Annotated in this window: 21 protein-coding genes; 7 read left to right on the top strand and 14 right to left on the bottom strand. The window is 63.7% G+C overall.

Annotated elements, in window-relative coordinates:
- Window positions 1-99: 99 nt before the first annotated feature.
- The 6 genes from MIC97_RS18785 to MIC97_RS18760 all read right to left on the bottom strand — a co-directional run bounded on the left by MIC97_RS18785 (window position 100) and on the right by MIC97_RS18760 (window position 7128).
- Window positions 100-1632 carry an ABC transporter substrate-binding protein gene (locus MIC97_RS18785; protein WP_239801516.1) on the bottom strand — a complete coding sequence of 511 codons (1533 nt, stop codon included), beginning with the start codon at window positions 1630-1632 and terminating at the stop codon, window positions 100-102.
- Window positions 1629-3146 carry a M81 family metallopeptidase gene (locus tag MIC97_RS18780; RefSeq protein WP_239801515.1) on the bottom strand — a complete coding sequence of 506 codons (1518 nt, stop codon included), beginning with the start codon at window positions 3144-3146 and terminating at the stop codon, window positions 1629-1631. The genes MIC97_RS18785 and MIC97_RS18780 overlap by 4 nt, the downstream gene beginning before the upstream one ends.
- A 22-nt stretch (window positions 3147-3168) precedes the next feature.
- Complete coding sequence (locus tag MIC97_RS18775) at window positions 3169-3948, bottom strand: SDR family oxidoreductase (RefSeq protein WP_183832115.1); 780 nt, start codon at window positions 3946-3948, stop codon at window positions 3169-3171.
- 42 nt (window positions 3949-3990) lie between these two features.
- Window positions 3991-4932 carry a dihydrodipicolinate synthase family protein gene (locus MIC97_RS18770; RefSeq protein ID WP_183832114.1) on the bottom strand — a complete coding sequence of 314 codons (942 nt, stop codon included), beginning with the start codon at window positions 4930-4932 and terminating at the stop codon, window positions 3991-3993.
- A 109-nt stretch (window positions 4933-5041) separates the two neighbouring features.
- Entirely contained in the window at window positions 5042-5944 is a 903-nt protein-coding gene (locus MIC97_RS18765) for a LysR family transcriptional regulator (RefSeq protein WP_239801514.1), read from the bottom strand.
- Window positions 5941-7128: an amidohydrolase gene (locus MIC97_RS18760; protein WP_239801513.1), complete on the bottom strand. Its 1188-nt coding sequence runs from the start codon at window positions 7126-7128 to the stop codon at window positions 5941-5943. Before MIC97_RS18760 ends, MIC97_RS18765 begins: the two co-directional genes overlap by 4 nt.
- Window positions 7129-8141: 1013 nt before the next feature.
- On the opposite strand from MIC97_RS18760, the gene MIC97_RS18755 reads away from it, so the two are divergent.
- From MIC97_RS18755 to MIC97_RS18725, 7 genes are all read left to right on the top strand, one after another.
- Entirely contained in the window at window positions 8142-8963 is an 822-nt protein-coding gene (locus MIC97_RS18755; protein WP_345773566.1) for an ABC transporter permease, read from the top strand.
- A gap of 13 nt (window positions 8964-8976) precedes the next feature.
- Complete coding sequence (locus MIC97_RS18750; RefSeq protein ID WP_239801512.1) at window positions 8977-9822, top strand: ABC transporter permease; 846 nt, start codon at window positions 8977-8979, stop codon at window positions 9820-9822.
- Window positions 9806-10801 carry an ABC transporter ATP-binding protein gene (locus MIC97_RS18745; protein ID WP_239801511.1) on the top strand — a complete coding sequence of 332 codons (996 nt, stop codon included), beginning with the start codon at window positions 9806-9808 and terminating at the stop codon, window positions 10799-10801. The genes MIC97_RS18750 and MIC97_RS18745 overlap by 17 nt, the downstream gene beginning before the upstream one ends.
- Window positions 10798-11745 (top strand): ABC transporter ATP-binding protein, encoded by a 948-nt coding sequence (locus MIC97_RS18740; protein WP_239801510.1) that lies wholly within the window; start codon window positions 10798-10800, stop codon window positions 11743-11745. Before MIC97_RS18745 ends, MIC97_RS18740 begins: the two co-directional genes overlap by 4 nt.
- A gap of 65 nt (window positions 11746-11810) precedes the next feature.
- A complete protein-coding gene (locus MIC97_RS18735) occupies window positions 11811-13331 on the top strand; it encodes an ABC transporter substrate-binding protein (protein WP_239801509.1) in 1521 nt (506 codons plus the stop codon).
- Window positions 13332-13342: 11 nt separating this feature from the next.
- Window positions 13343-14794, top strand: coding sequence for an amidase (locus tag MIC97_RS18730; RefSeq protein ID WP_239801508.1), 1452 nt, complete (start codon window positions 13343-13345; stop codon window positions 14792-14794).
- Window positions 14795-14990: 196 nt separating this feature from the next.
- The gene (locus MIC97_RS18725) at window positions 14991-16031 is read left to right on the top strand and encodes a porin (RefSeq protein WP_239801507.1); all 1041 of its coding nucleotides are present in this window, start codon (window positions 14991-14993) and stop codon (window positions 16029-16031) included.
- 369 nt (window positions 16032-16400) lie between these two features.
- Here MIC97_RS18725 and MIC97_RS18720 read toward each other — a convergent pair whose 3' ends face one another.
- The 8 genes from MIC97_RS18720 to MIC97_RS18685 form a co-directional block, all read right to left on the bottom strand.
- The gene (locus MIC97_RS18720; RefSeq protein WP_239801506.1) at window positions 16401-17957 is read right to left on the bottom strand and encodes an AMP-binding protein; all 1557 of its coding nucleotides are present in this window, start codon (window positions 17955-17957) and stop codon (window positions 16401-16403) included.
- Window positions 17958-18002: 45 nt separating this feature from the next.
- Complete coding sequence (locus MIC97_RS18715; protein ID WP_239801505.1) at window positions 18003-19175, bottom strand: saccharopine dehydrogenase NADP-binding domain-containing protein; 1173 nt, start codon at window positions 19173-19175, stop codon at window positions 18003-18005.
- 164 nt (window positions 19176-19339) lie between these two features.
- Window positions 19340-19981 (bottom strand): TetR/AcrR family transcriptional regulator, encoded by a 642-nt coding sequence (locus MIC97_RS18710; protein WP_183832104.1) that lies wholly within the window; start codon window positions 19979-19981, stop codon window positions 19340-19342.
- 25 nt (window positions 19982-20006) lie between these two features.
- Complete coding sequence (locus MIC97_RS18705; protein ID WP_239801504.1) at window positions 20007-20438, bottom strand: thioesterase family protein; 432 nt, start codon at window positions 20436-20438, stop codon at window positions 20007-20009.
- A gap of 884 nt (window positions 20439-21322) precedes the next feature.
- Window positions 21323-21664 (bottom strand): hypothetical protein, encoded by a 342-nt coding sequence (locus MIC97_RS18700; RefSeq protein WP_239801503.1) that lies wholly within the window; start codon window positions 21662-21664, stop codon window positions 21323-21325.
- Window positions 21661-22452, bottom strand: a complete 792-nt coding sequence (locus MIC97_RS18695; RefSeq protein ID WP_239801502.1) for an ABC transporter ATP-binding protein — start codon at window positions 22450-22452, stop codon at window positions 21661-21663. Before MIC97_RS18695 ends, MIC97_RS18700 begins: the two co-directional genes overlap by 4 nt.
- On the bottom strand, window positions 22446-23438 hold the full coding sequence (locus MIC97_RS18690; RefSeq protein WP_239801753.1) for an ABC transporter permease subunit: 993 nt from the start codon (window positions 23436-23438) through the stop codon (window positions 22446-22448). The genes MIC97_RS18695 and MIC97_RS18690 overlap by 7 nt, the downstream gene beginning before the upstream one ends.
- Window positions 23439-23463: 25 nt before the next feature.
- A complete protein-coding gene (locus MIC97_RS18685) occupies window positions 23464-24498 on the bottom strand; it encodes an ABC transporter substrate-binding protein (protein ID WP_239801501.1) in 1035 nt (344 codons plus the stop codon).
- Between the last annotated feature and the right edge of the window lie 16 nt (window positions 24499-24514).

The raw sequence follows: 24514 nt of genomic DNA, 5'->3' as shown, positions 1-24514 counted from the left end.
AGAGGCGTTGCCCCTGCCGGTCTGGCCAGATGGTCAATCGGGCGCACGCGCTGCGCACGCCCGAAGCCCTATGGCGCGGCCATGCGCCCTTGTCAGCGCCTATTTCCAGCTTGCGTCGAAGAAACGCGGCAGTTCATCCAGCGTCGGCTCGAATGCAAGCGTGTTGGTATAGGCATAGCCCATGACGATGGTGTGCATCGGCACCCAGTAGGCCTGTTCGGTGATGATGCGGATCGCCTCGGCATATTTCGCCTTGCGGGCGTCCTCATCGAGTTCCGACGACGCTTCCTTGACCAGCGAGATCACCTTCTCGTCGCGGGCGCCGTCATTGCTCGATCCGTCGAACATGGAGCCGATCGAGGCAGAGCTGTCAGCCATCGAGAACGAACCCCAGTCGCCGTACCACATGCCGACCTTGCCCTCGCGCCAGCTTGAGAAGGAGGGGCTCGCCTGCAGCATTTCGAGTTCGGCCCTGACGCCGACAGCCGCCAGATAGGACTGCACCGCCTCGGCGCGCGCACGGTCGCGGTAGCTGCCGAGCTTGACCGTAATGCCGTCGGCGAAGCCGGCTTCGGCGAGCAGCGCCTTCGCCTTCTCCGGATCGTAGTCATAGACCACCGCCGCCGACTGGTCGCAGCCGAACTGCGAGGGGTGGCACGGCGCATTGAGCAGTTCACCATCGCCGCCGACAAGGTTTTCGACGATGGTCTTGCGGTCGATTGCGTGGTTGATTGCCTGACGCACGCGCACATCCTTCAGCGGCGTGTCGCCGGTGCGGCCGGCCGCGTCCAGCGCCACCATGGAAATGCGCATAGTGGAGGCGAGCGCCACGTCGAGCGTGGGCACCACTTCCAGCTGCTCGACCTGATCGGACGGCACGTTCCAGATCCAGTCGACGCCGCCGCCGATCACTTCGGCGATGCGCGTGGCCGTATCGGGAATGATGCGCCAGTTGACAGTGGTGATCGACGGCGTGCGCTTGGCGCCGCCTTCGTAGTAGCCCTCATGCGCCACCAGCCTGATGGTGCCGCCTTCGTTGGAAGCCAGCTTGTAGGGGCCGGCCCCAATCGGCTTCTGCCCGAAGACCTCCGGGCCCACGGACTGGAAATAATCCGACGGATAGATGGGCAGCGATCCGGCCACGAATTCGAGCGCGGCCGGGAACGGCGTCTTGGAGATCAGCCGCACCGTCAGGTCATCGACGGCCTCGGCACGGTCGATCCACGACACCGACCCTTGCGAGCGCGCGCCATGGGCGGGATCTGCCCAGTAATTCAGGGTGAAGACGACGTCTTCGGCGGTCAGCGGCGAACCGTCATGGAAGGTCACGCCTTCGCGCAGCTTGAATTCCCACGTCAGATCGTCGATGCGCTCCCAGGAGGTGGCGATCAGCGGCTCATAGGCGAAGGTCTTCGGATTGCGGTAGATGAGGCCGTCATAGAGATGCATGGTGATGACCACGCCATCGCGCGAGGTGTTCACATAGCCGTCGAGGGTCGGGAAATCCTCGCCCATGCCGATGGTGATGGATTTGTCTTCCGGGCCTGCCTGTGCCGGCGCGGTCAGGACAGCGCCTGCAACCAGCACGGTGCAGAGGCCAAGGGCGCGGGTGAAGCTGCGAAAAATCGTCATAGCGGGCTGACCTCTTCTGTTGAGTGACTGTGATTGCGCGCCGGGGGACGCAGGACATTGTGATAATCGAGCCGCGACAGGTCGGCCTCGACGGCGCCGGGCGCCAGTGCCGGCAAAATGGCGCGCGCCATCGTCTGATAGGCGCCACGAAAATGCACCGAGCTTTTCACCACCAGAATGGGAAGCGTTTGCGGATCGAGGCCGAGATGCAGGAGCAGGCCGGGCTCCGAGGCCTGCATCTTGCGCGGCGCGACGATGACGCGCACGCCCCGCCGCTCCAAAAGCGCCACCTTGCCGAGCGCGATGGCGTTGCCCTTGTACATGGGGCCGACGCCGGTGAAACTGCCGCTGCCAAGCTTCACAACCCGCCATGGACCCGCAACCGGCGCGCCGAAACGGGCCGACAGCGATGCACCGATGGCGATATCCACGACAGCGCCCTCGCCCGCCGCATGGGCGGCCTCGGCGGCATCCGCATCTGCGATGTGAACCAGCACCGCGCCCTGCGCCCCGCCTTCGATCAGCGCGCGCAGCATTCCGGTGGTGTCGCCCGTGCCGCCACCACCGGGATTGTCCTGCGTATCGGCAATGACAACCGGGCCGGTGCCGGGCAAGGCTGCCAGGCGCTTTGCTTCCTCTACCGCCTCATGCGCCTGAGGCAGGCGCGTGGCGAAACGCGCCTCGGCCTGCATCCACGCCGCCAGCATGGCGTCGGCAACGGCTTCCGCCTTTGCCGCATCCGGCCCCTGAATCACGATGGACGGGCCGGAGATGGCGATGTCGGCCAGCGGAAAGCCGAAGAACTGGCTGACCCGGTCGATCTTGCCGGCCTTCTCGAACTGCGCGCCGCGCTCAAGCAGGCTGCGCACCGGCTCGACGAAGCTGCACTGATCGTTGATGGAGGCAAGGAAGGGCACGGCGCGGTAGGCGATGGCAGGCACGGGCGCGCCTTTCAGCACACCGATCAGCCGACGCATGGTCATCGCCCCGGTTTCGCGCAGATCGACATGCGGATAGGTGCGGTAGCACTCCAGCAGGGTGCAGTCGCGCACCATCTTTTCGGAAATGTTGCCATGCAGGTCGAACGAGGCGGCGATGGGGAACGGTGCCGGCGCGATGCGCCGCAGCCGCGCCAGAAGCTCGCCTTCCGCATCGGGGAACGACGGCGTGACCATGGCGCCGTGCAGATCGAGGTAAAGCGCGTCCAGTCCCTGATCCAGCGCCCCGCGAAAGCGCGCGCAGATGTCGGCGGCAATATTCTCGAAGGCGGCGTCCTCGACCGGGCCGGAGGGCAGGCCGATGCACCACAAAAGCGGCACGACCCCGACGCCGGATTGTGCTGCCTCCGCCATCGCCCCGGCGGCCGGCGTGCCGGAAGGCGCGATGATCGTCGCCATGTCCGCGCCCGTGCAGAAGGGCGGCCAGCCGCCCGGCCGGTCGAAATCGGCGCGCGTGGCAACCGTGCCGGCAAAGCTGTTGGTTTCGTGCTGGAAACCGGCGACCGCAATCCTCATGACCCTGCCCCGCGCCGCATGGTCAGTAGGTTCCCGGATACTCGCCGCCGTCGATCAGCAGGTTCTGGCCGGTGATGAAACCGGCATGCGCGCTGACGAGGAAAGCGAAATAGGCGCCGATCTCTTCCGGCCGCCCGAAGCGTCCGGCCGGATTTCCCGCGGCCCGCGATGCCCAGATATCGTCATAGGCGCGGCCGCTGGTCTCGGCCATGCGCGCCACATGCGCGCGCTGGCCGTCGCTGTCGAAAATGCCGGGCAGAAGCGTGTTGATGGTCACGTTGCGGCCCACGGTCTGGCGCGCGAGGCCGGCGGAAAAACCGACGAGGCCGGAGCGCGCGCCATTGGACAGGCCAAGCTCGGCATGGGCGATCTTGACGCTGCGCGAGGCGATGTTGACGATGCGGCCGAACCCGCGCTCCATCATGCCGTCGACCGTCGCCTTCATCATGAAGATGGGCGGCAGCATCATCATGTCCACCGCCCTGATCCAGTCGTCGCGGTTCCACTCGCGAAAATCGCCGGGCGGCATGCCACCGGCATTGTTGAGAAGGATATCCGGCTCGGGGCAGGCGGCAAGCGCTGCCGCCCTGCCTTCCTCGGTGGTGATGTCGGCAACGACGGTGGTCACCTTCGCGCCGGTCGCGGCACGGATTTCGGCGGCGGCGGCTTCCAGCGTCCCGGCGGTGCGCGCCACCATGGTGACATCGACGCCCTCGCGGGCGACGGCCAGCGCACAGGCCTTGCCCATGCCCTTGCTCGCTCCCGACAGCAGCGCCTTCCTGCCAGCCAGTCCGAGTTCCATGTCGTGCTCCCCTTCCCCCGGCGCGCAGCCGCCGGTGTGCGGTTATTCGGCCGCGATCGCAGCCGGGCTGATCGAGAGGCCGTACTTCTTGTCCAGGCCGAGCGCCCGGTAAGCGTCGAGACCGGCCTGAAGCGCTGCCGGCGCCAGCGGCTGGAGCGGCTTGCGCAGCGGGCCGGAAGGCAGGCCGAGCGCGCGCATGATGGTCTTGGTCGCCACCGGATTGATGGCCGAATAGACGAAATGCAGGATCGGCAGGTTGCGAAGATAGGCTTCGCGGAACGCAGCCGCATCGCCTTCCGCGCGCCATGGCGTCGAGATCGTGACCATTTCGGCGGGAATGATGTTGCCGGTCATGTTGGCCGTGCCATGGCCGCCCAGAGACATGGTCGGCACGACGAGGCCGAGATTGGGCGAGCAGCAGCACATGATCGACATGTCGGGCTTCGCCGCGCAGACCTGCGCCACCTGCCCCACGCGCGTGGTCGATTCCTTCAGCACCACCATGTTGTCGTGGCGGGCGAGCTTCAGCAGATCGCTCCAGTGGAGGTCCGTCTTGACGCGCGGCGGGTTGTTGTAGAAGCCCATCGCCAGATCGGCGCTGTCGAGAACCTCGAACATGAAATCGGTGATGGCATCGTTGTCGGCGCCGATATAGGCGGGGGCGGCAACGATCGCGCCATCCGCGCCGGCGGCCCTGGCATGGCGCACATAATCGATGGTGGTTTCAGTGTTGTTACCGGTGCAGCCATAATACATCTGCATGTCGCCCGGCTTCATCGCCACCGTCTTCTCGACGATCTCGCGGCGCTCCTGCGGCGACAGCATCGACACTTCGCCGGTCGAGCCCATGATCAGCACGGCGGAGGTGCCATGCGACTGATGCCAGTCGAGCAGCGTGCGAAAGCCCTCGAAATCGATGCTGCCATCGCCATTCATCGGCGTGACGAGCGCGACGAACGAGCCTTCGGGTTTCTTATGCGCCATTTCTGCCTCCCAACACGGAATTCCGCTTCAAACCACCAGAGTTGGCTAACTGTGGCGGTGTGGCTGGCACAGGGCAAATAGAATAAGTGCAGGACCCCATAACTGAATATTATGGGGTCGCCCGGCCGGCCAGCGCGGTTTCGATTCCCGCGACCAGTTCCGCCAGAAAGCCCGCCGCCGCACGGGAAAGCGGCGTCTCACGCGGCTTGAGAATGCAGATATCGAACGGCACTTCCGGCTCGAAGGCAACGGCGGAAACCCTGCCGCGCAGCGCCATGGCGGTCAGCTCATCCACAAATGCAATTCCGCAACCCGCCGCGGCCAGCGAACCGGCGGCGAAGGAGGGCTGGCTCTCGGCGGCGATGGTCGGCGAAATACCGTGGTCGGCAAAAGCGTTGGCGATGTAGCTTGCCGAAATGGTGTGGCGCGCCAGCATGATCAGCGGCTCGTTCTCCAGATCCTCCGGCGTGATCAGCTCCCGCGAGGCCAGCCGGTGGCCGGGCTGCATGACGCACACGCAGCGCGCGTGATAGGTGTGCAGGATTTCGATGTCGTCGCGGCGCTTGTGGGTCTGCGCCACGCCAAGCTCGACCTGCCGCGAGGCGACCAGTTCGAGAACCCGGGCGGATGTGTAGACATCCTGCAGCATATGCACCTGAGGATGGCGTGTGCGGAACCGCATCAGCGCCTGCGGAACCACCTCGAAGCTCAGCATCGGCAGGGTGGCGAAGCGCACCGTCGCCCGCGACAGGGTGCGGATTTCCTCGGCCACCATGGTCAGGCGGTCGAGGCCGTAGAACATCATGTCCACTTCGCGGAAGAATTCCTGTGCCTCGCGCGTCGGCACGATGCCCCCGGTCTGGCGCGTGAACAGCGTAAAACCGAGGCTGAATTCCAGATCCGCGATCAGCCTGCTGACAGCCGGCTGCGAGACGTTGAGACGTTTCGCAGCCGCCGTGATCGAGCCGTGCATCATCGCGGCCCGAAACGCCATCAGCTGACGCTGGTTCATGCACGCAGCTCTTCGAGCGCCACGGTCAGCCAGTAGCGCACGCCGTCGCCGATCAGCTTGTCGTTGAAATCATAGCGGTCCGAATGCAGGGCCGGACCATCGCCAGCACCAAGGAAGAAGAAGCAGCCGGTCGACTGTTCGAGCATATAGGCGAAGTCCTCCGCGCCCATGCCGGGCGATGCGCGGTCATCGACGCGCGCATCGCCGAAGCGCTGACGCAGCGCCTCAGCAATACGGTTTGTCGATTCTTCCGGATTGTGCAGCGAGGGGAACATGCGGTTGTAATCCACCTCCAGCGTGGTGCCGTAGGCGTCGGCGGCGGCCTTCGCCATCTCGTTCAGCCGGCGCTCGATCAGGTCGCGCGTCTCGGGTTTGAAGGAGCGCGTGGTGCCGCGGATAACCACCTTCGAGGGGATGACGTTGGGCGCATCGTAGTTGCCGCCGCCGATATGGCCGACGCTGACCACGCCCTGATCGAAGGGCGACAGGTTGCGGCCGACGATCGACTGGAGGTTCATGACGAACTGCGCGGCGGCCAGCGTCGGATCGATCGACAGATGCGGGCCGGAGCCGCCATGGCCGCCCTGCCCGCCGAAGGTCACGGTGTAGATGTCGGCGGCGGCGAGCATCGGGCCAATCGCGACATTGAACGAGCCTTCGGGAAGGTTGGGCTTGTTGTGCAGGCCATAGACCGCATCGACCGGGAAGCGCTCGAACAGACCGTCGCGCATCATGGCCGGGGCGCCGCCCAGCCCTTCCTCGGCCGGCTGGAAGATGAAATGGATGGTGCCGGAAAATTCGGGATTGCGGGCCAGAACCTCGGCCGCGCCCAGCAGCATGGTGGTGTGGCCGTCATGCCCGCAGCCATGCATCATGCCGTCGATGGTGGAGGCATGCGGCAAGCCGGTCGCCTCCGTCATCGCCAGTGCATCCATATCTGCGCGAAAGCCGATGGCGCGGTTGCCGGTGCCGGCGCGCAGCGTGCCCACCACACCGGTGCCGCCAACGCCTTCGGTGACCTCCAGCCCCAGAGCGCGCAGCTTCTCAGCCACCATGGCGGCGGTGCGGACTTCCTTAAAACCGATCTCGGGATGGCGATGCAGATCCTGACGGGTTTCGCGAAGCGAGGGAAGAATCTCCGCCAGCGTGGCTTCCATCGCGGCGGGAAAAGGTGCGGAGGTCATGGTCTTGTCTTCCCTTACTGGTCTGTGATCTGCGGCTGGCGCTGCGCTCCGGGTCGTGATGTGAGGTCAGCGCGCCTGAAGCCAATGGGTGTTAAAGAAGGCGGGCGGCCCCGTCCACCGTCCGTTACACCTATCATCGTTTCCGGCCTGACATGAAGAGCGCGATGGCGGTCTGCTGCGGGTACCGCGAAACATGCAACCGGCAGCGCGTATCACTCGCGCTCCGCAGCCAGCCAGCATCACCCAAACCCGAGCTGGCAGAGCGCATCCCGAACATAAGTGAAACCTGAAAGTACGCGGCCATGACGACCGGCACATGAACGCCAGGCGCGTTTCTCATTTTTTCGGAGCTTCCGGCATCCGCGACTCGCAGCACCCCGGCAAGGGTCCCGCGCCTGACGACCGGCTGTCCGGCCCCTGCCGGAAAATACATCGCCCGGGAGCGTGGCATGACATCTCCCTGTCATCGGGATGAGGGTAACGCCCGGCGCAGGCTCGGCCGCCGCGTGGCTCGCCTGACCGCGTCACAATTGCAGCTCGCGCGACGCGACGGAAAGAGGCTATCGGCAGCAACGCCTTGATCCGCGAAGATTCCGTACGCGTAAGGCCGCAAAGCGGCCGCGCATGGGAGAGCGCCACATGAGCCGGCTGCCCGTCATCGCTGCGCGGGAGAAAAATCCAGTTGCACTGGCAAATCAATTTTTCTCCTTGACAATCCGCGCTCCAAAGTCCTGAATATCCGTTATTCGGGAGCAATAACAAGAGTTCACGCCCAAAACATCGGTCGCTCGGAAAATCATTGGAGGCCCGTTTCTCTGCTGGTTCCGATGATGAGATTTCCGTGAGGGCAGCCAGGGGTTCACCAGACCCGGCCGCTGCAAAGCGCTCTGCAGGGTGATGACGCGTCGGGGGAGATCACGTGCTTTTTTTTGTTCTGCGAAGAATCCTCATATCCATATGTGTGTGCCTTTGCTCTTCTCATCAGCTTTTCGCTTACCCGGATGAGCGGCGACGTGGCCACGACCATCGCCGGGCCGGAAGCCACTCAGGCCGATATAGAGCAGGTGCGCCGGGCTTATGGTCTGGACAGGCCGCTTGCGGTTCAGCTCGCCGACTGGGCCGGGCATGCGGTGCGGGGTGATTTCGGCCAGAGCTTCTATTTCAGGAAGGATGTCTCCTCCCTCATCGTCGAGCGCATGCCCACCACCTTCCGGCTTGGCGTCTTCGGCATGCTGGTCGGTCTGGCGCTGGCCCTTCCGCTCGGCATCCTCGCCGCCCTTTATGAAGGGCGTTTCATCGACCGCGCGATCCAGCTCCTGATAAGCGCCAATCAGGCTGTGCCGAGCTTCTGGCTGGCGCTGATGCTCATCATCGTGTTCGGCGTTCATCTCGGTTGGCTGCCGACCACCGGCGCCGACAGCTGGCGCCACTTCATCATGCCGACGCTCGTTCTCGGGCTCTCGGTGCTGCCGGCGCTGGCGCGGCTGGCCCGCTCGGGCATGATCAAGGCGCTGGCATCGGATTACGTGCGCACCGCCAGGGCGAAAGGTCTCTCCAGCTTCTCCATCATCGTCAAGCATGCGCTTCGCAACGCCGCGATCCCCATCGTTGCGATCGCCGCCGTCCAGTTCGGCAACGCGCTGGGCGGGTCCGTGGTCATCGAGAGCGTGTTCGCATTGCATGGCGTCGGCCATCTGGCCTGGGAAAGCATCATCAAGTCCGACGTCGCCGTCATTCAGGCAACCGTGCTGATGTTCTCCATCATCTACGTGGTGATCACCTTCATCTCCGATGTGATGAACGCCATGCTCGATCCCCGCATCAGGCTTTCATGAGGGCGTTCCGGACATGCATCTGAACCGGGTTCGGGCCGACTTCCTGATCGGCGCGCTGATACTGTCGCTGGTCGCCATCGCGGCCATATTCTCCCACCAGATATCGGGTCACGACCCGTTCTCCCAGGATCTGATGAAGCGCATGCTGCCGCCCTTCTGGATGGACGGCCATGACCCGGAGCATTTTCTGGGGACCGACCAGCTCGGCCGGGACTATCTGGCGCGGCTGCTCTATGGCGCGCGCATCGTGCTGCTGATCGGCGTGGGGGCGACGCTGTTTGCCGGGGTGATCGGCATCACGCTCGGCGTTCTGGGCGGCTATTTCGGCGGGATTGTCGACAGCATCGTGCTGTTCCTGATCACCGTGCGCCTTTCGTTGCCCACCGTTCTGGTGGCGCTGGCGGTGGTGGGCATGGTCGGCAGCAGCCTCGCCATCGTGGTCTCCATTCTCGCCCTTCTGCTGTGGGACCGCTTCGCCGTGGTCGCCAGAACCACGACGATGCAGATCCGCCATCTCGACTTCATCAAGTCGGCGCGCGTGTCCGGCTGCTCCACATCGTGGATTCTGTGGCGGGAGGTTCTTCCCAACATTTCCGAGCAGCTGATCGTGGTCGCCACGCTGGAAATCACGCTCGCCATCCTTGTCGAGGCGTCCCTGTCCTTCCTCGGGCTCGGCGTTCCGCCGCCGCTGCCGTCCTGGGGGCTGATGATCGCCGAAGGCAAGGACCAGATGTACTTCAATGCATGGATCGTCACCCTTCCCGGCATCGCTCTCATGCTCGTGGTCGTGGCGGTCAATCTCGTCGGCGACGGTGTGGCCAGGCTCTCGGATTGGAATGGTAATGGCTCCACTCGTTGACATTTCCCGCCTCAAAATCTCCTTCGGCCCGGAGATCGCCGCCGTTCGCGGGCTGTCGCTCCAGATTCATGAAGGCACCATCCATTGCCTCGTCGGCGAATCCGGCTGCGGAAAATCGATCACCGCGCTCTCGATCCTCAGGCTGCTGACCCGCAATGCGAGCGTTTCGGCCGACCGGCTGACATATCGCGACGTCGACCTCATCCGCGCGCCCGACCGTGAGATCAGGCGGCTGTCGGGCAATGAGATCGCGATGATCTTTCAGGACCCGATGACCAGCCTCAATCCGGCCTACACCATCGGCTCGCAGATGACCGAAGGCTATCTTCGCCATCGCGGCGGCACGCGGGCGCAGGCCATGGCGCGCGCGGAAGACCTTCTGGGCCGTGTCGGCGTGACGGCGGCGGGCATGCGGCTTGGCCAGTTCCCGCACCAGCTTTCCGGCGGATTGCGCCAGCGCGTCATGATCGCCATGGCGCTGATGTGCGAACCGAAGCTGCTGATCGCGGACGAGCCCACCACCGCTCTGGACGTCACCGTTCAGGCCCAGATCCTGCGCCTGCTGAAGGATCTTCAGAAGGACCTTGGCCTGTCCATTCTGCTCATCACCCATGATCTCGGCATCGTTGCCCGCATCGCCGACTACATCGATGTCATGTATGCGGGCGAAGTGGTCGAGACCGGCCCGGTCGAAGCGGTGTTCGACAATCCCTCCCACCCCTATACGCGCGGCCTGCTGGACTGCATCCCCCGCCCGGAAAAGCGGATGAAAGGCGAGGAGCTGGGCAGCATTCCCGGCACCGTGCCGCGCCTGTCGCCGAAATTCGTGGGTTGCGGCTTCCGCGACCGCTGCCGCTTCGCCTCCGAAATCTGCGCCCGGCCCGTGGACATCAGGCAGGCACCGGGAGGTCAGGGCGTGCGCTGCACCCTGCCGGCGGACTGGCACCTCAACCAACCGGAAGGGGGAGTGCGCCAATGAACCCGGATGCAGCGATCCTGATAGAGAACGTCACGCGAAGCTATGCCATTTCGGCAGGCTTTGCGCGCCCCACCCGAAACCTCGTCGCCGTCGACGACATCAGCCTGTCGGTGAGGGCAGGCAGCACACTGGGCATCGTTGGCGAATCCGGATGCGGCAAATCCACCCTCGCCCAGATGATCGTCGGCCTGCTTGCGCCCACCAGCGGGCGTATCCTGGTGGACGGCCAGTCTCTTGCCGCCATGGACCGCAGGAAGCGGGCGAAGCTGATCCAGCTCGTTCCGCAGGACCCATTCTCGTCCCTGAACCCGAAGCGGCGGATCAGGGACAACATCGCCCTGCCTCTGACGGCGCAGGCCGAACTGCCCCGAAAGGCGCAGATGGAGCGCGTCCGCGAGATGATGGAGCGCGTGGGACTGCGCGCCGACATGGGCGACAGATATCCGGCCGAGCTGTCGGGCGGCCAGCGCCAGCGGGTGGCGATCGCCCGCGCGCTGATCAACGACCCGCGCGTGGTGGTGTGCGACGAGCCAACCTCGGCGCTCGACGTCTCGGTTCAGGCGCAAATCCTCAACCTTCTGGCGAAGCTGCAAAGGGAGCTGAACCTCACTCTGGTGTTCATCAGCCACAACCTGTCGGTTGTCGAATATGTCTCGACGGAGGTGGCGGTGATGTATCTTGGCCGCATCGTCGAATACGCCACCGCCGACGACCTGTTCCGCAGCTCGCGCCACCCCTACAGCAAGGCGCTGCTCAATTCGGTGCTGACGCCGGAAACCGGCAAGGGAATACCCCTCAACATTCTGGGCGAGCCGCCTGACCCGTCCAACATTCCCGCAGGCTGCCGCTTCCGGCCCCGCTGTGCGGTCGCTCAGGATATTTGCCGGGTCAGCGCGCCTGAGCGCCTGTCCGGCATCGGCAGCGCCGAGTGTCATTTCGCATAAACGCCGTCATGGCCAGAACAACAGGGCCAGAACAACACGGCCAGAACAACCGGAGGAGAACGGGCATGAACCGAAGAGACGTCATAAAGATACTTGGCTCTGCAGTGGCGCTGCCCGCCCTGCCGGCTTTCGCTCAGTCGGGCAACAACCAGCTGCGGGTGCTGTTCAGCCAGATCATTCCCGACATCAATCCCTACATGAACCTGCAGCGAACCGGGCTGACCGTTTCCCATCACGTGTGGGACACGCTGGTTCACCGCAATTCCAGCACCTATGAGCACGAGCCGCTGCTGGCGAAATCCTGGGAATGGATATCGCCCACCGTGCTGGAGCTGAAGCTTCGGGACGACGTCATCTTCCACAACGGCGACAAGTTCTCGGCCGATGACGTCGTCTTCACCGTGAACAAGGTTTCGCACCCTGATGCCAAGGTGTCGGTTCCCTCCAATGTGCGCTGGATGGCGGGGGCGGAGAAGGTGAGCGACCATGTGGTGCGCATCAACCTGAAATACCCGCTTCCGGCGGCGCTGGATTACCTTGCGCTTGCGGTTCCGATCCTGCCGAAAGCCTATATGGAAGCCGTCGGCGATGCGAAATTCTCGCAGGAACCGATCGGCTGCGGACCGTATCGGCTGACGCGGGTGGAGCCCGGCGTGGCCGCCGATATGGAGCTGTTCGACGGCTATTATGAAGGCAGCGCCAAGGGCCGTCCCGCCATCGGCAGGATCAGCCTCAAATTCGTGACCGATGCGGGCACCCAGCTCACCGAGCTCCTCTCCGGCAATGCGGACTGGATCTGGGACGTGTCCAACGACCAGATCGAGAACCTCGCCCGCGTGCCACGCTTCAACGTGCTGCGCACGCCCTCGATGCGCATCGCCTATCTGCGCATGGATGCAGCCGGCGTGACCGGCAAGGACAATCCGCTGACCAATCTCAAGGTGCGGCAGGCGATCTTCCATGCCATCGACCGGCCGACGCTTGCCCGCCAGCTCATCAGCCCCGCCGCCGAAGTGCCGCGCGCGACCTGCTTCCCGCTGCAGAAGGGCTGCAACACCGACGATGCGGTCGATTATCCCTACGATCCCGACAAGGCGCGCGCACTGCTTGCCGAAGCGGGCTATCCGGACGGATTTTCGACAAAGCTGGTCAGCTTCCTTTCGCCGAACATTCTCGCTGCCATACAGGGCTTTCTCGGCAAGGTGGGCATCAAACTGGAAGTGGAGTTTCTGCTGGCCGCCGCGGCCATCCAGAAGAACGCTCAGGGCGAGACACCGCTCTATCTGGCAAGCTGGGGCAGCTATTCGGTGATGGATGTTTCGGCGTCCCTCAACAAGCTGTTCAGCGGTGATCCCGACGACTATGCGCGGGACGAGGAAATCCTGAAATATCTGACGGAGGCAAAGGGCGCCATCGACGATGATGAGCGGGCAGCCCTTTACAGCAAGGTGCTCAACCGGGCCATGGAAATGGCCTATATCGTACCGCTGTACACTTCGGTCATGAACTATGCCTTCAGCGCCGATCTCGAATTCCAGGCGCAACCCGACGAACTGCCCCGTTTCTATGAGGCAAAATGGAAATGAGTGAGAGCACCATGAAACAGGATTACACCCTTCCCGAACTCTGCAAATTCGAGGCCGTGCCTCTGGCGGCCATGCTGCGCAGAAAGGAAGTCTCGGCCGTCGAGGTGATGAAGACCTATCTGGACCACATCGACGCCGTGAACCCGGCCGTCAACGCCATCGTTTCGCTGCGGCCCCGGGAGGAGCTGCTGGCGGAGGCGGAGCAGGCCGATCTGGCATTGGCGAGAAACGAGGATGTCGGCCCGCTGCACGGCATTCCGCAGGCGATCAAGGACCTTGCGCAGACCAAAGGCCTGCGCACCACGCTCGGCTGCCTGCTGTTTGAAAACCACATTCCCGAGGAAGATTCCATCTTCGTTGCGCGCATGCGCAAGGCAGGCGCCATCATCATGGGAAAAACCAATGTTCCCGAACTCGGCCTTGGCTCCAACAGCTACAACCCGATCTTCGGGCTGACCCGCAACGCCTATGATCCCGACCATGTGGGGGGCGGGTCGAGCGGTGGCGCCGGCGTGGCGCTGGCGCTGCGCATGCTGCCAGTGGCCGACGGCAGCGACATGGGCGGGTCCCTCAGGAATCCCGCCGCCTTCAACAACGTCTACGGCTTCCGGGTTTCGCAGGATCTGATCCCGATCGAAGGCGTCGATGTCTTCTACAGCCAGATGCCCGTCGTCGGGCCGATGGGGCGCACGGTCGAAGATCTGGCCATGCTGCTGTCGGTACAGGCCGGCTATGATGCGCGCGCCGCCCTTTCGCTGGACAACCCGCAGGGCTGGCTGTCCGGACTGGCCCCTGCCGATCCGAAGAAGCTGCGCATCGGCTGGCTCGGTGATTTCGGCGGCCATCTTCCCTTCGAGCCGGGCGTTCTGGAACTGACCAGAAAGGCCGTCAGCCTGTTTGCCGAAGAAGGCGCCGTGGTCGAGGATGTCGAGCCCTTCTTCGACATGGCCCAGCTCTGGGATGCCTTCCTGACGCTGCGCAGCCAGCGCGTCGGCGGCAAGCTGCATGCGGCATATCAGAACCCGAAAACCAGAAGCCTGCTCAAGCCGGAGGCGATCTGGGAAGTGGAGCGCAGCCTCGGGCAGTCGGGCCTCGATGTCTACAATGCGAGCGTCGTGCGCACGTCCTGGTATCTGGCGCTGCTGCGTCTTTACGAACGCTACGATTTTCTGGTTCTGCCCTCGGCTCAGGTGTTTCCCTTCAGGGCCGGCATCGACTGGCCGCAGGAAGTCGGCGGCCGCAAAATGGACAGCTATCACCGCTGGATGGAAGTCGTCATCGGCTCAACCATGTCCGGCTGCCCGGCCATCAGCGTTCCCGCCGGTTTCAACGAGAACGGCCTGCCGATGGGTTTCCAGATCATGGGGCGCCCGCGCGGAGACCGCAGTGTTCTTGAAGCGACCCTGCTCTACGAGCGGATCAGCAACTGGCACAAACGCCTGCCGCCTATGATTGCCTCATAAAAATACTCAATAAATCATAGCCTTAACTCAGGAGGACGAGATGTAGCGATCGTCTGAACACCCGAACTATGTCCTGTGAAAAGCCAGACCCGGATCGGTTCCGACCCGGGAGGGGAGGAATTTTGTCTTTCAACCGGATCGGAAAAATCCACAAGTGGGGGAACTCGTTTTGAAAACTATCTCAACAATTGCAATCATGTCCACGTTTCTTGCGACGTCGGCATCGCTGTCCTATGCGGCCGACGCCATCGTCGTGGCCGAGCCCGAGCCCGCGGAATATGTCCGCGTCTGCGATGCCTACGGCGTCGGCTTCTTCTACATTCCCGGAACGGAGAACTGCCTGAGGATTTCAGGTTTCGTCCAGTATGACGTGGCCGCCGGCAAGCTTCTGGGGCGCACCTCGCTGGACAAGAAGACAGGTCTGGAAACCAACGACACCTATTACTCGCGTGCGCGCTTCGCCCTGCAGGTCGACGCCCGCTCCGAAACCGACCTCGGGACCCTGCGGGGCTATACCGAACTGTGGATCGACCATCGCTCCACCAATGTGCCGCCCTACAGCGGCAACGAGCAATACTATGAGATGAAGCATGCCTTCGCGGAACTGGGCGGCTTCCGCGCCGGCTATACCCACTCGCTGTTCAAGACGATAACGCTGTATGGCGGGCGGGTCATTCAGGAAGAGCTGGTCTCCTTCGGCCCGAAATCGACAAACCTGATTTCCTATACCTACAACGCAGGCAACGGCTTCACGGCCGCCGTGGCGCTGGAACAGGGCGACGGGCCGGTTCACACCATCGATTCCTATCTGCCCCACATGGTGGCGGGCGCTGCCTTCCAGCAGAAATGGGGGTCGATTCGCGGCGTTGTCGGCTATGATTCCAACTATGAGGAATGGGCTGGCAAGATCCGTGTCGATCTTCAGCCCACCGACAGCATCGCCCTGTGGGCGATGGTGGGTTACGGCACCGACGACCACATCGCCAACAGCGTCTACAAGCCGTGGGGCGGCAACTGGGCCGCATGGGGTGGCGGAAGCGCCAGGCTCTCATCGAAACTGGGCGCAAACATAGCCCTCGGCTACGATGAGAATGAGAATTTCGCGCTGGTGGCCAACGTCCTCTACAACGTGACGCCGGGCTTCTACATCCAGCCGGAAATTTCCTACAAGGACAATTTCAAGACCAGCAATTCCGATTCCATGGGCGGCTGGTTGCGCTTCCGCCGCTCGTTCTGATCGCACACAGGCCAGCGTAGCGCTGGCAAGGCAGGCGGACAGCGAGAATTATCGCCTGTCCGCCTGCCTTTTCTCATCGCTTTCAAAGTGCTGAATGTGGGGGCTGAACACCGGGTCAGGCCCTGCTTTCGATTTCCGCCGGGCCTGCCGCCTTGCGGACATCGTCGGCATCCCATGCACTGCCGTCAGCGCAATGCGGCGCAGCCGGATCGGAAGATCGCCGGCCATGGGGCTGAACAACGCGGCTGATTTCAGGCTTTCCGAAAAGATTCACGCACCGGCCGGCAGCGCAGGCATCGGCTGATTTTACAGCCACCGAAACGGCAGCGCGCGCAAATCGCGCGCGCCATGCAGGGCATGACCTGTCGGTCAGCTTGCCGAAGGGCCGCTTTCCAGCAGCTTGTGCAGCTCTGAACGCTGAACCTTGCTGGTCGGAGTGCGCGGCAGTTCCGCCACCATGCGGATATGGCGCGGCACCATGAATTTTGCCATGCGCGATGCGCACCATTCCTGAAGACCGGCAGCGGAGAGATCGGCGCGCGGAACCACGATGGCGAGGATCTCATGCTCGCCAAGTTCGGAAGCAACCCCCACCACCGCCACTTCGGCGATGCCCGGATGTCCCATCAGCACGGACTCCACTTCCTGAGGCGACACATTCTCGCCCTTGACCCGGATGAACTCCGACTTGCGGTCGCGGAAGAAAATGTTGCCGTCGCTGTCCATGGTGCCCAGATCGCCGGTCAGAAACCATCCGTTGCGCCAGGCGGCGCGGGAGCGTTCCGGCTCGTCCAGATAGCCGCTCATCATGACGTGATCGGACAGCGGCCGGAAAACGATTTCCCCTTCCTCGCCCGCGGGACAGGTGCGCCCTTCCTCGTCCTGTATCTCGACATGGAAATCCGGATTGGCACGGCCGCAGCTGCCATCCGGGATGTGACGGTCGAGCCGGGGAATGCTCAGCGGCTCGGCCTCCGACATGCCGTAGGCATCGAGCATCGGCACCCCGAACCTGTTCTGGAAATTGCTGCGAAGTGCTGCCGGAATGTGGCCCGCAATGCCGAACCGGAGCCGGTGGTCGCGATCGCGGGGGTCGGGCTCTTGTGCGTAGAGCATCTCCAGAATGGAGACAAAGCCGCCGAAGATGGTCGCCCCGGAATCCCTGATCTGGTCCCAGAAGCGGGACAGGGAGAAACTCTGGAAAAGGGCAACGCTGGCGCCGCTGCGCAGCGCGAGGGCGAACACGTCGAGCTGCGCGGCGATGTGGAACCAGGGCGCCCAGCAATGGAACACATCCGTTTCCGTTACCGCCCAGGCTTCCTGCAATTGCTTCGGCCCGGCATCGAACATGCCATGCGGGATGACGACGCCCTTGGAGCGGCCCGTGGTTCCCGAGCTGAACATGATGGTGCCGTCGCTGCCGGGATCGGGCCGCAAGGGAACGTCGATGGCCTCGCCTGCTTCCGTCAGCAGCTCGCCCAGCTCATCGGCCGAGGACATGCCGAGAGAGACGATGTGCAGCGTCTCGTCGCCGGTGCTCTCCTTCAGTATGTCCGCGCCCTCGGGATCGCAGACCACCACGGACGGGGCCGAGCGGCTCACGACATCGGCCAGTATCGTGCCCCGATGCGCCCGGTTCAGCGTCACCGGAACGAGCCCCGCCGCCTGAGCGGCAAGCCACACGATGATGGCCGCGGGACAGTTCTGGGAATAAAGCACAATCCGCCCGGTGGCGCCGTTCTGCCTGTCGAGGCGGGAGAGCGAGGCCGCCGCCGTCCGCACGAGGCGATCGGCCTGCGCGTAGGTGATGCAGGTGCCCTGCCACGTCATGAAGGGCCGCTCCGGCTGCAGCCGGGCCCAATGATTGAGCCAGCCCGCAAGGCCGACAATCGGGTTTCCTTCAGACGCTTTCGCACTGGCCGTCATGGTCTTGTCCCTCCCTTTCACCGACTGGGCCTTCCTTAAAGGCCTTCAGGAGCCGGCTTCGACGACAGCGGAAGCACCGGCACGGTCGAGGACAAAGGGCTCCGTTCCGGCATCCCAGTACAGGCGGGCGTAGTGCTCAAGATAGGTTCGGGCATCGAATGCGTCTTCCGGCGAATGCACGCCGACCGGCACTTCGTCAATGTGCAACGCTCCCACCACTGCGGGGCGCGCCGTGATCAGGCTCATCGAGCCGGGGATCGGCCCGCCGGGGAAGACCACCACGCCATCGCGCCCGCCATTGCGTTCGCCGACCGCGGCAGCCCCGATCTTGCGCGGCAGCTGTTCGCCGTGCCGCTCGGTCATGATGCTTTCGGGCTTCTCGCGCAACTGACGCGCCATTTCCACAAGTGCCTGCCCGGCATCGATTTCACCGGCGATAACGCGATCGAGCACAGGCAGCATCAGCCGGTCCGCGCCGGCGTCGACGGTGCCGATATTGAGGCAATCGCGGGTCCTGACGGTGTTGGGCAGGGTGACGGGCTCGGGATGGCCGATAACCCGGTAGATGCCGGTCTCGCCACGCGACGTGGTCACGCGATAGGCCTTGCGCCATGCCCGTTCCTTCACCGGGGCATGGTCGCGCCACACCTGAACTTCGGACGAGGTCTGAACGATGAGATGGGTGTAGGCGGCCCGGCCTTCCTCGAACGAGTGGGCAAGCCCGAGCGCACGCTCGACCGCCTCCTCACGCGAGCGGCCTTCGGCTGAATCCCCCCAGAAGGTCGTCAGAAGATCGACGGTGTCGAGATTTTGCGCGGCCACCATGGCCAGATAATTGGTGAGGCCGGGGCTGACGCCCAGACCGATGACCGCGCGAATGCCCGCCTTCTTCGCGGCGGCATCGCGCCCTATCATTTCAAGCGTCGGTTCGGGGTCATCGCACACGTCGATGTAGTTGGTGCCGGTATCGATGGCCGCATCCAGCACCACCGAGCCCCAGCGGTCGAACGGCCCGGAGGTGTTGATGACGACATCCGAACCGGCAAAGGCAGCCCGCAGGGATGCCGGGTCCGCAAGATCGATGGCGATGAACTGCTGGTCCGGATCCTGAGGCTTAACCCGGTCCGCGACAATGACGGAAACGTTCTTGTGCGGGGCAAATTCAGACACAACACGGCCACCGACGCGCCCGGCGCCGCCAACAACTACGATCTTCATGGATTACCTTTCCTGGTGATTATGAGCGCGGATTACATCGCGCGCTCCTCTTTGCGCTTCGCCATCCGGCTTGTGCCGGCACACACGCAAAGGGCCGGACAGATCGGAGCAGGCGAATTGTCGGCTGGCCAGCGGCGCGCACAGGGGGAAACCGGCCAGAACAGTCAGACAGCCTCCCCGTCCTGCTCAGGGCTCATGGAGCCGGTCGCCATCCGCACGGCGAACTCGCCATTTGCAAGCGCCACGTCGCGGATCGACAGCGCGCCTTCCGGGCGGAACCACAAGGCCGAATATTCGCACACATTCAGCACCGCGAAGGTCAGGGTGCTTGCATCCCTGGCGTGAAACAGCCCCGCGGCCATTCCCGCGACAACGATCTCCTTTATCCGGTCCACATGGACGCGGATCCGCTGGTTCACCAAAGTCGTCCGCTCAGGCGAGAGCGCCGACAGAAGCTCGGCCGAGGCATAGGTGAGCGAGTGGACGGCCTGCGCCTGATCACGGAACTCAAGCTGAAGCGTGGTGTGCGCAATCGCCAGCGTCCTGAGGCGGTCCACGGGGTCTTCTATACCCTCGATGGCCTCCCTGATGCGCTCGTTGAAGGTCTCGATGGCACCCTGCAGATATTCAAACAGAACATCTTCCTTGGATGCGAAATGCCAGTAGAGCGCGGCGGGCGTGATGCCCACCGCCCTGGCGATGTCCATCACCTTGGTTTTGGCATAGCCACGTTCAAAAAACAGGGTCGCGGCCGTGCGCAGGATCATCTCGCGCGTTTCGCTGTCGGGCCGGTTGGAGGCGTTCATGGATTTTCCCCTCATGATTGGCGCTTTATACGCCTTTATCATCCCCGGCTTCTGTTACCGAGCGCTCACCGCCAGCAACGTCACAAAAAAGCAGTTTCTCGGCTTCGGTAAAAGGTCTCGAACACCTGCCCGCAGTATCCCATCCCACAAGTATGGCGCTGGAACTGGCATGGAGATGCCCATCAACTCCGACAAGTTTTTCCGAGACTGAGACCTTCCGGGGCGAGATCAGCTGCGCGTCGATCATTATACGGATCGGACCGTCGGCGGGCAAAATCTCCCGATGAAAATCAAGCGTCTGCGTCGCCACCACATAGGCGGGCGGCTCGCCGTCGGTGGCCTGGCTCAGCCACGCGACTCGCGCCTCCTCGACGAAGGCGAGATAGGACGTCGCTGTCATGTGGCCCAGATAATCGAAATCCCTGAACCGCAGTGCGGTCTGCATTTCCCACGTCATTCCGAAGTTCCGAACAGGCCGGCCGCCGCTGCTTTGCCGGCGAAACCCGCAAAAGCACCGCTGCGGAAAGCCCGCGCCAACAAAACCGGATGCAACAGACGCCAGAGCATAATCCAAACCCTCTTCCCTAATAATGAATATTCAGGAGGTTGCAGCTTGTTTTGTCAAGGGAAAAAATGCTCACCCGAAAAGAGCGCCAGCGACCTTCGCGACCGCTGCCATGAAAAAGCGCCTGCGTGTGCGACAAGGCGGGCTGGCCCTGCCTATGTCCCGAAGGGCTCTCAACGGGCAGATTCAGCCTTGTACCCGGGAATACGGGTTCCACGCCTTCTAAGGCGCGTGCGCCGGATACGGCCCGCAGGCAGTCTGCGGCAACCGATACAGCGACGAGGCCCGGTTCGGGTGCTGCGGATGCAAACAGGACGGGCGATGCAGGCGGGAAAACCCGCCCACTCTGCCAGCCTCAAGCCTGTGGAAAGTGACAAGGCATTGGCGGTATCGGCGGCAGATGCCGCCGGCGAAGGTGGGGTTCGACAGGATGGCCCGGTAGCTGGCCCGGCAAGCCGGATCGGGCGCAAACCCGTTACCGCATGGCTGTTGGCGCGACCTGTACCCAGACGAAAAATCCGCACCAGGAAGACCTGCGGATGAGCATCGGAACCGGATGCACGCATGCGCACCGATATCTCAGGTGCCGTGGAAATGTCGCGGATGCGCCATTTCCGTCTGCCTTCGGAGGTCCTGCGCCGGTATCAGCCGCGTATGGTTTCCGATCGGAACATCATGGTCCCGCCACCGGATGCAAGACATGGAATTTTTGTGAAGGCATCGAACGAACGGCAGAAGCAGGGCCGCCCCCTTGCCTCCTGTAACGGCAAGTCCGGCTAGTCGTGCGCGTGATCGCTCAGGCCGGCATTTTGCCCGCCGCCATCTTTCCTCGTTCCGGCAGCCAGCGCCAGCAAGCTGATGCCGGTGCCGATCCACAGAAGTTCGGCCGAGTAGCGTTTGATGCCGAGGAAATGCCACTCCTTGCACAGCGACATGGCCAGCGAACACAGGTCCGAGGTCTGGAGCAGGCATGGCAGAGTGCGCTGCGGCGCCATGCCGGTATTGGCGATCACCTGTCCGTAGACGACGCCCCACCACACGATCGCAAGCCCAATCAGCGCTGGCCCGAGGACTTCCAGCAGCTTCACCAGCCTGCCGGGCAGAAGGAACCGCTTCATGCGCCATATCCCATGATGGAGAGAATATCGTGACGCAGGCGCACGATGCCGGCATCGTCGCGCCGGCGCGGATGCGGCAGGTCGATGGCGATATCCGCCCTGATCGCCGCGGGACGGTCGCTCAGCACGATCACCCGATTGGCGAGCAGCAGAGCTTCCTCAACATCGTGCGTCACGAGCAGCGCGGTGTAGCCCGCACTCTGCCAGAGCCGAAGCAGCTCATCCTGCATGGCAAGGCGCGTGAGCGAATCGAGCTTGCCGAGCGGCTCGTCGAGCAGCAGCAGGCGCGGATCATTGACCAGCGCGCGGGCAAGCGCCGCGCGCTGCGCCATGCCGCCCGAAAGCTGGTGCGGGTAGGCGCCGGCAAAATCCGAAAGCCCGACCAGATCCACTGCCGCATCGATGCGCGCCTGCGCCTCCCGCACGATGCCCCTCGCCTGCGGGCCGATGGCGACATTGTCGCGCACGCTGCGCCATGGAAACAAAGTCGGGTCCTGAAACACCAGGACGCGCGCGGGATCAGGCCCGGTGATGGCTTCACCGTCGGCGAGCACCACACCCGATGCGGGGATATCGAGACCGGCGGCCAGACGCAGCAAGGTGGACTTGCCGCAGCCGGAAGGCCCGAGCAGCGCCACGAAATCACCCGCAGTGATTTCCAGATCGATGCCGGCCAGCACCGGCAGCGGCTTTCCATCCAGCCTGAATTCATGGGAAATGCCACGGAAGCTCAGCGCAAGACCGGACACGGTTTTGGCTGCACTGGCGGCAGTTGCGGCCGCTACCATTGCACCACCCCTTTCTGCCAATCGAGCACCCTGTCGCGCACCACGAACAGCAGCTTGACCAGCCCGGAGCACAGCAGCGCCATGATGATCAGCATGGCGTAGACATTGGCATAGGCCGAATAGGCGGTCTGGAACTGGAGATACCAGCCGAGGCCGTATTTCGCGCCGAGCATCTCGGCCACCACCAGCACGGCGAACGAGTAGTAGAGCCCCATGAACAGGCCGACGAAGACATTCGGCAGGGCCGCCGGAATGGCTACCCGCAGCACCAGAAAGCGGCTGTCGGCGCCCAGCGTGCGGGCGACGTCGTAATAGGCCCGGTTGACCTGACCGACCCCTGAAGCGGTGAGGATGGCCACCGGGATTCCGGACGCCAGCGCGACGAGGAAGATGCTGGCCTGAAAGGTCGTCGGGAACAGGAAGAAGGTCGCCGGGATCCACGCACTGGCCGGCACCGGGCCGATCAGCTTGAGCACCGGCATGCCCCAGTAGGAAAAGCTCTTCGACCAGCCAAGGCAAACACCGATCACAAAGCCGACGGCAATCCCTGAGAAGAAGCCGATCGACCACAGCCGCGCCGTGTAGGCGATGCAGATCAGGATGCGCTCCCAGTCCACGATATAGACGTGCAGCAGGCCGTGCGGTGGCGAGAAAAACGGCTTGGGCATCCAGCCGAGCTTGGCGGTGATCAGTTCCCAGAGCGCGAACCAGATCCCCAGCGCGATCGCCCATGGGCCATACCAGGCGATCGGATCACGCGCCCGGCCAAGCCGATCAATACCGAAGCCGAGCAGGGCGAAAATTCCGGCCCCGCCGACCAGCAGTCCGGCAAAGATATTGGCGCTGCCCCATGGCACGACGTCGGGGAGCCCAATGGTGATCGCCGCCGCCAGCAGCCAGGCCGCAGCAGCATAGAAGCCCGGCCACCACAGCTGCCGGGCATCTACAGCGCTTCCATAACCGTCGGACCGCGCGTTTTCCGTCACGCTGCTCAATTTCCCGGCTCCTTGCTCAGGCCAGAATGTCGATGGTGACGCGATCGGCCAGTTCGCGGCTGTCGGTGGTCGGATCAAGCACCCTGATCAGCGAAAGGTCATCCGCAGCCCACTTCACCTGCTCCACCAGTTCCTTGCCGACCGGGTGATTGTGCAGGTCCCACGAGGCGATGTTGTCGTGAATGTCCTGCAGCGGAAAGCCGGGATTGAGGTTCTTCACGAACCAGTCGGCCACCTTGTCGGGATTGGCGGCGGCGAATTCATGCAGCTCGATATTGGCCTCCGCCAGCCGGCGCACGGCATCGCGATTGGCTTCAAGGAAATTCGAGTTGACGCCCAGAACGCAGCACACTGCGCCTTCGAACACGCCGCTTTGCGTGTTGTAGACCTCATGCAGGTCGAATTTCTTCTTGTGCGCATAGGCCCATGGATCGAGATGGGCGAGCGCATCGGCCTCGCCACGCCCCACCACCTCGCCGACCAGATCGAACGGCACATTCAGCCATTCCACGTCGCGCTCGGGATCGAGCCCTGCCTTGGCCAGCGCCACCTGAAACGAGTGCTTGGGCGGGCTCGCCACATCGTAGGAAGCGATCTTCTTTCCCTTCAGGTCTTCCAGCCTTGTGATGCCGGAAGATTTCGAGGCCAGCAGCCGCGTGCAGCCGCCATGCGAGCCGACGAACAGTTTTACGTCCAGCCCCTGCTCCAGTGGCTTGACCCAGTCGTAAAGCAGGCCCGCCCCGGCATCGGTCTTGTTGGTGGCGATGGACTGGATCAGCGTCTGCCCGCTGGCCCCCTGATAAAACAGCTCCACGTCGAGCCCGTGCTTTGCATAGACCCCTTCCGACACGCCATAGGCGACAGGCGAGTGGCAGGCCGCGAACTCGGTCCATGACAGCCTGATCTTCGTGGAATTGCCCGCCGTGGCAAAGCCCGGCGACGGGCGCGACAGCACGCCACCTGCTGCCACGCCCGCGCCCAGCGCCCCCGCCGCGCCAAGGAATTTCCGGCGGGAGATGCCTTTCGCCCCGATTTCGGATGTGCCGCTCATAACCGTCCCTCTCGAT

Origin of the sequence: Aquamicrobium sp. NLF2-7 (assembly GCF_022359935.1) — a bacterium.
Taxonomy (GTDB): domain Bacteria; phylum Pseudomonadota; class Alphaproteobacteria; order Rhizobiales; family Rhizobiaceae; genus Mesorhizobium; species Mesorhizobium lusatiense.
Note: the sequence above shows the minus strand (reverse complement) of the source record. Positions and strands in the feature narration are given on the sequence as shown.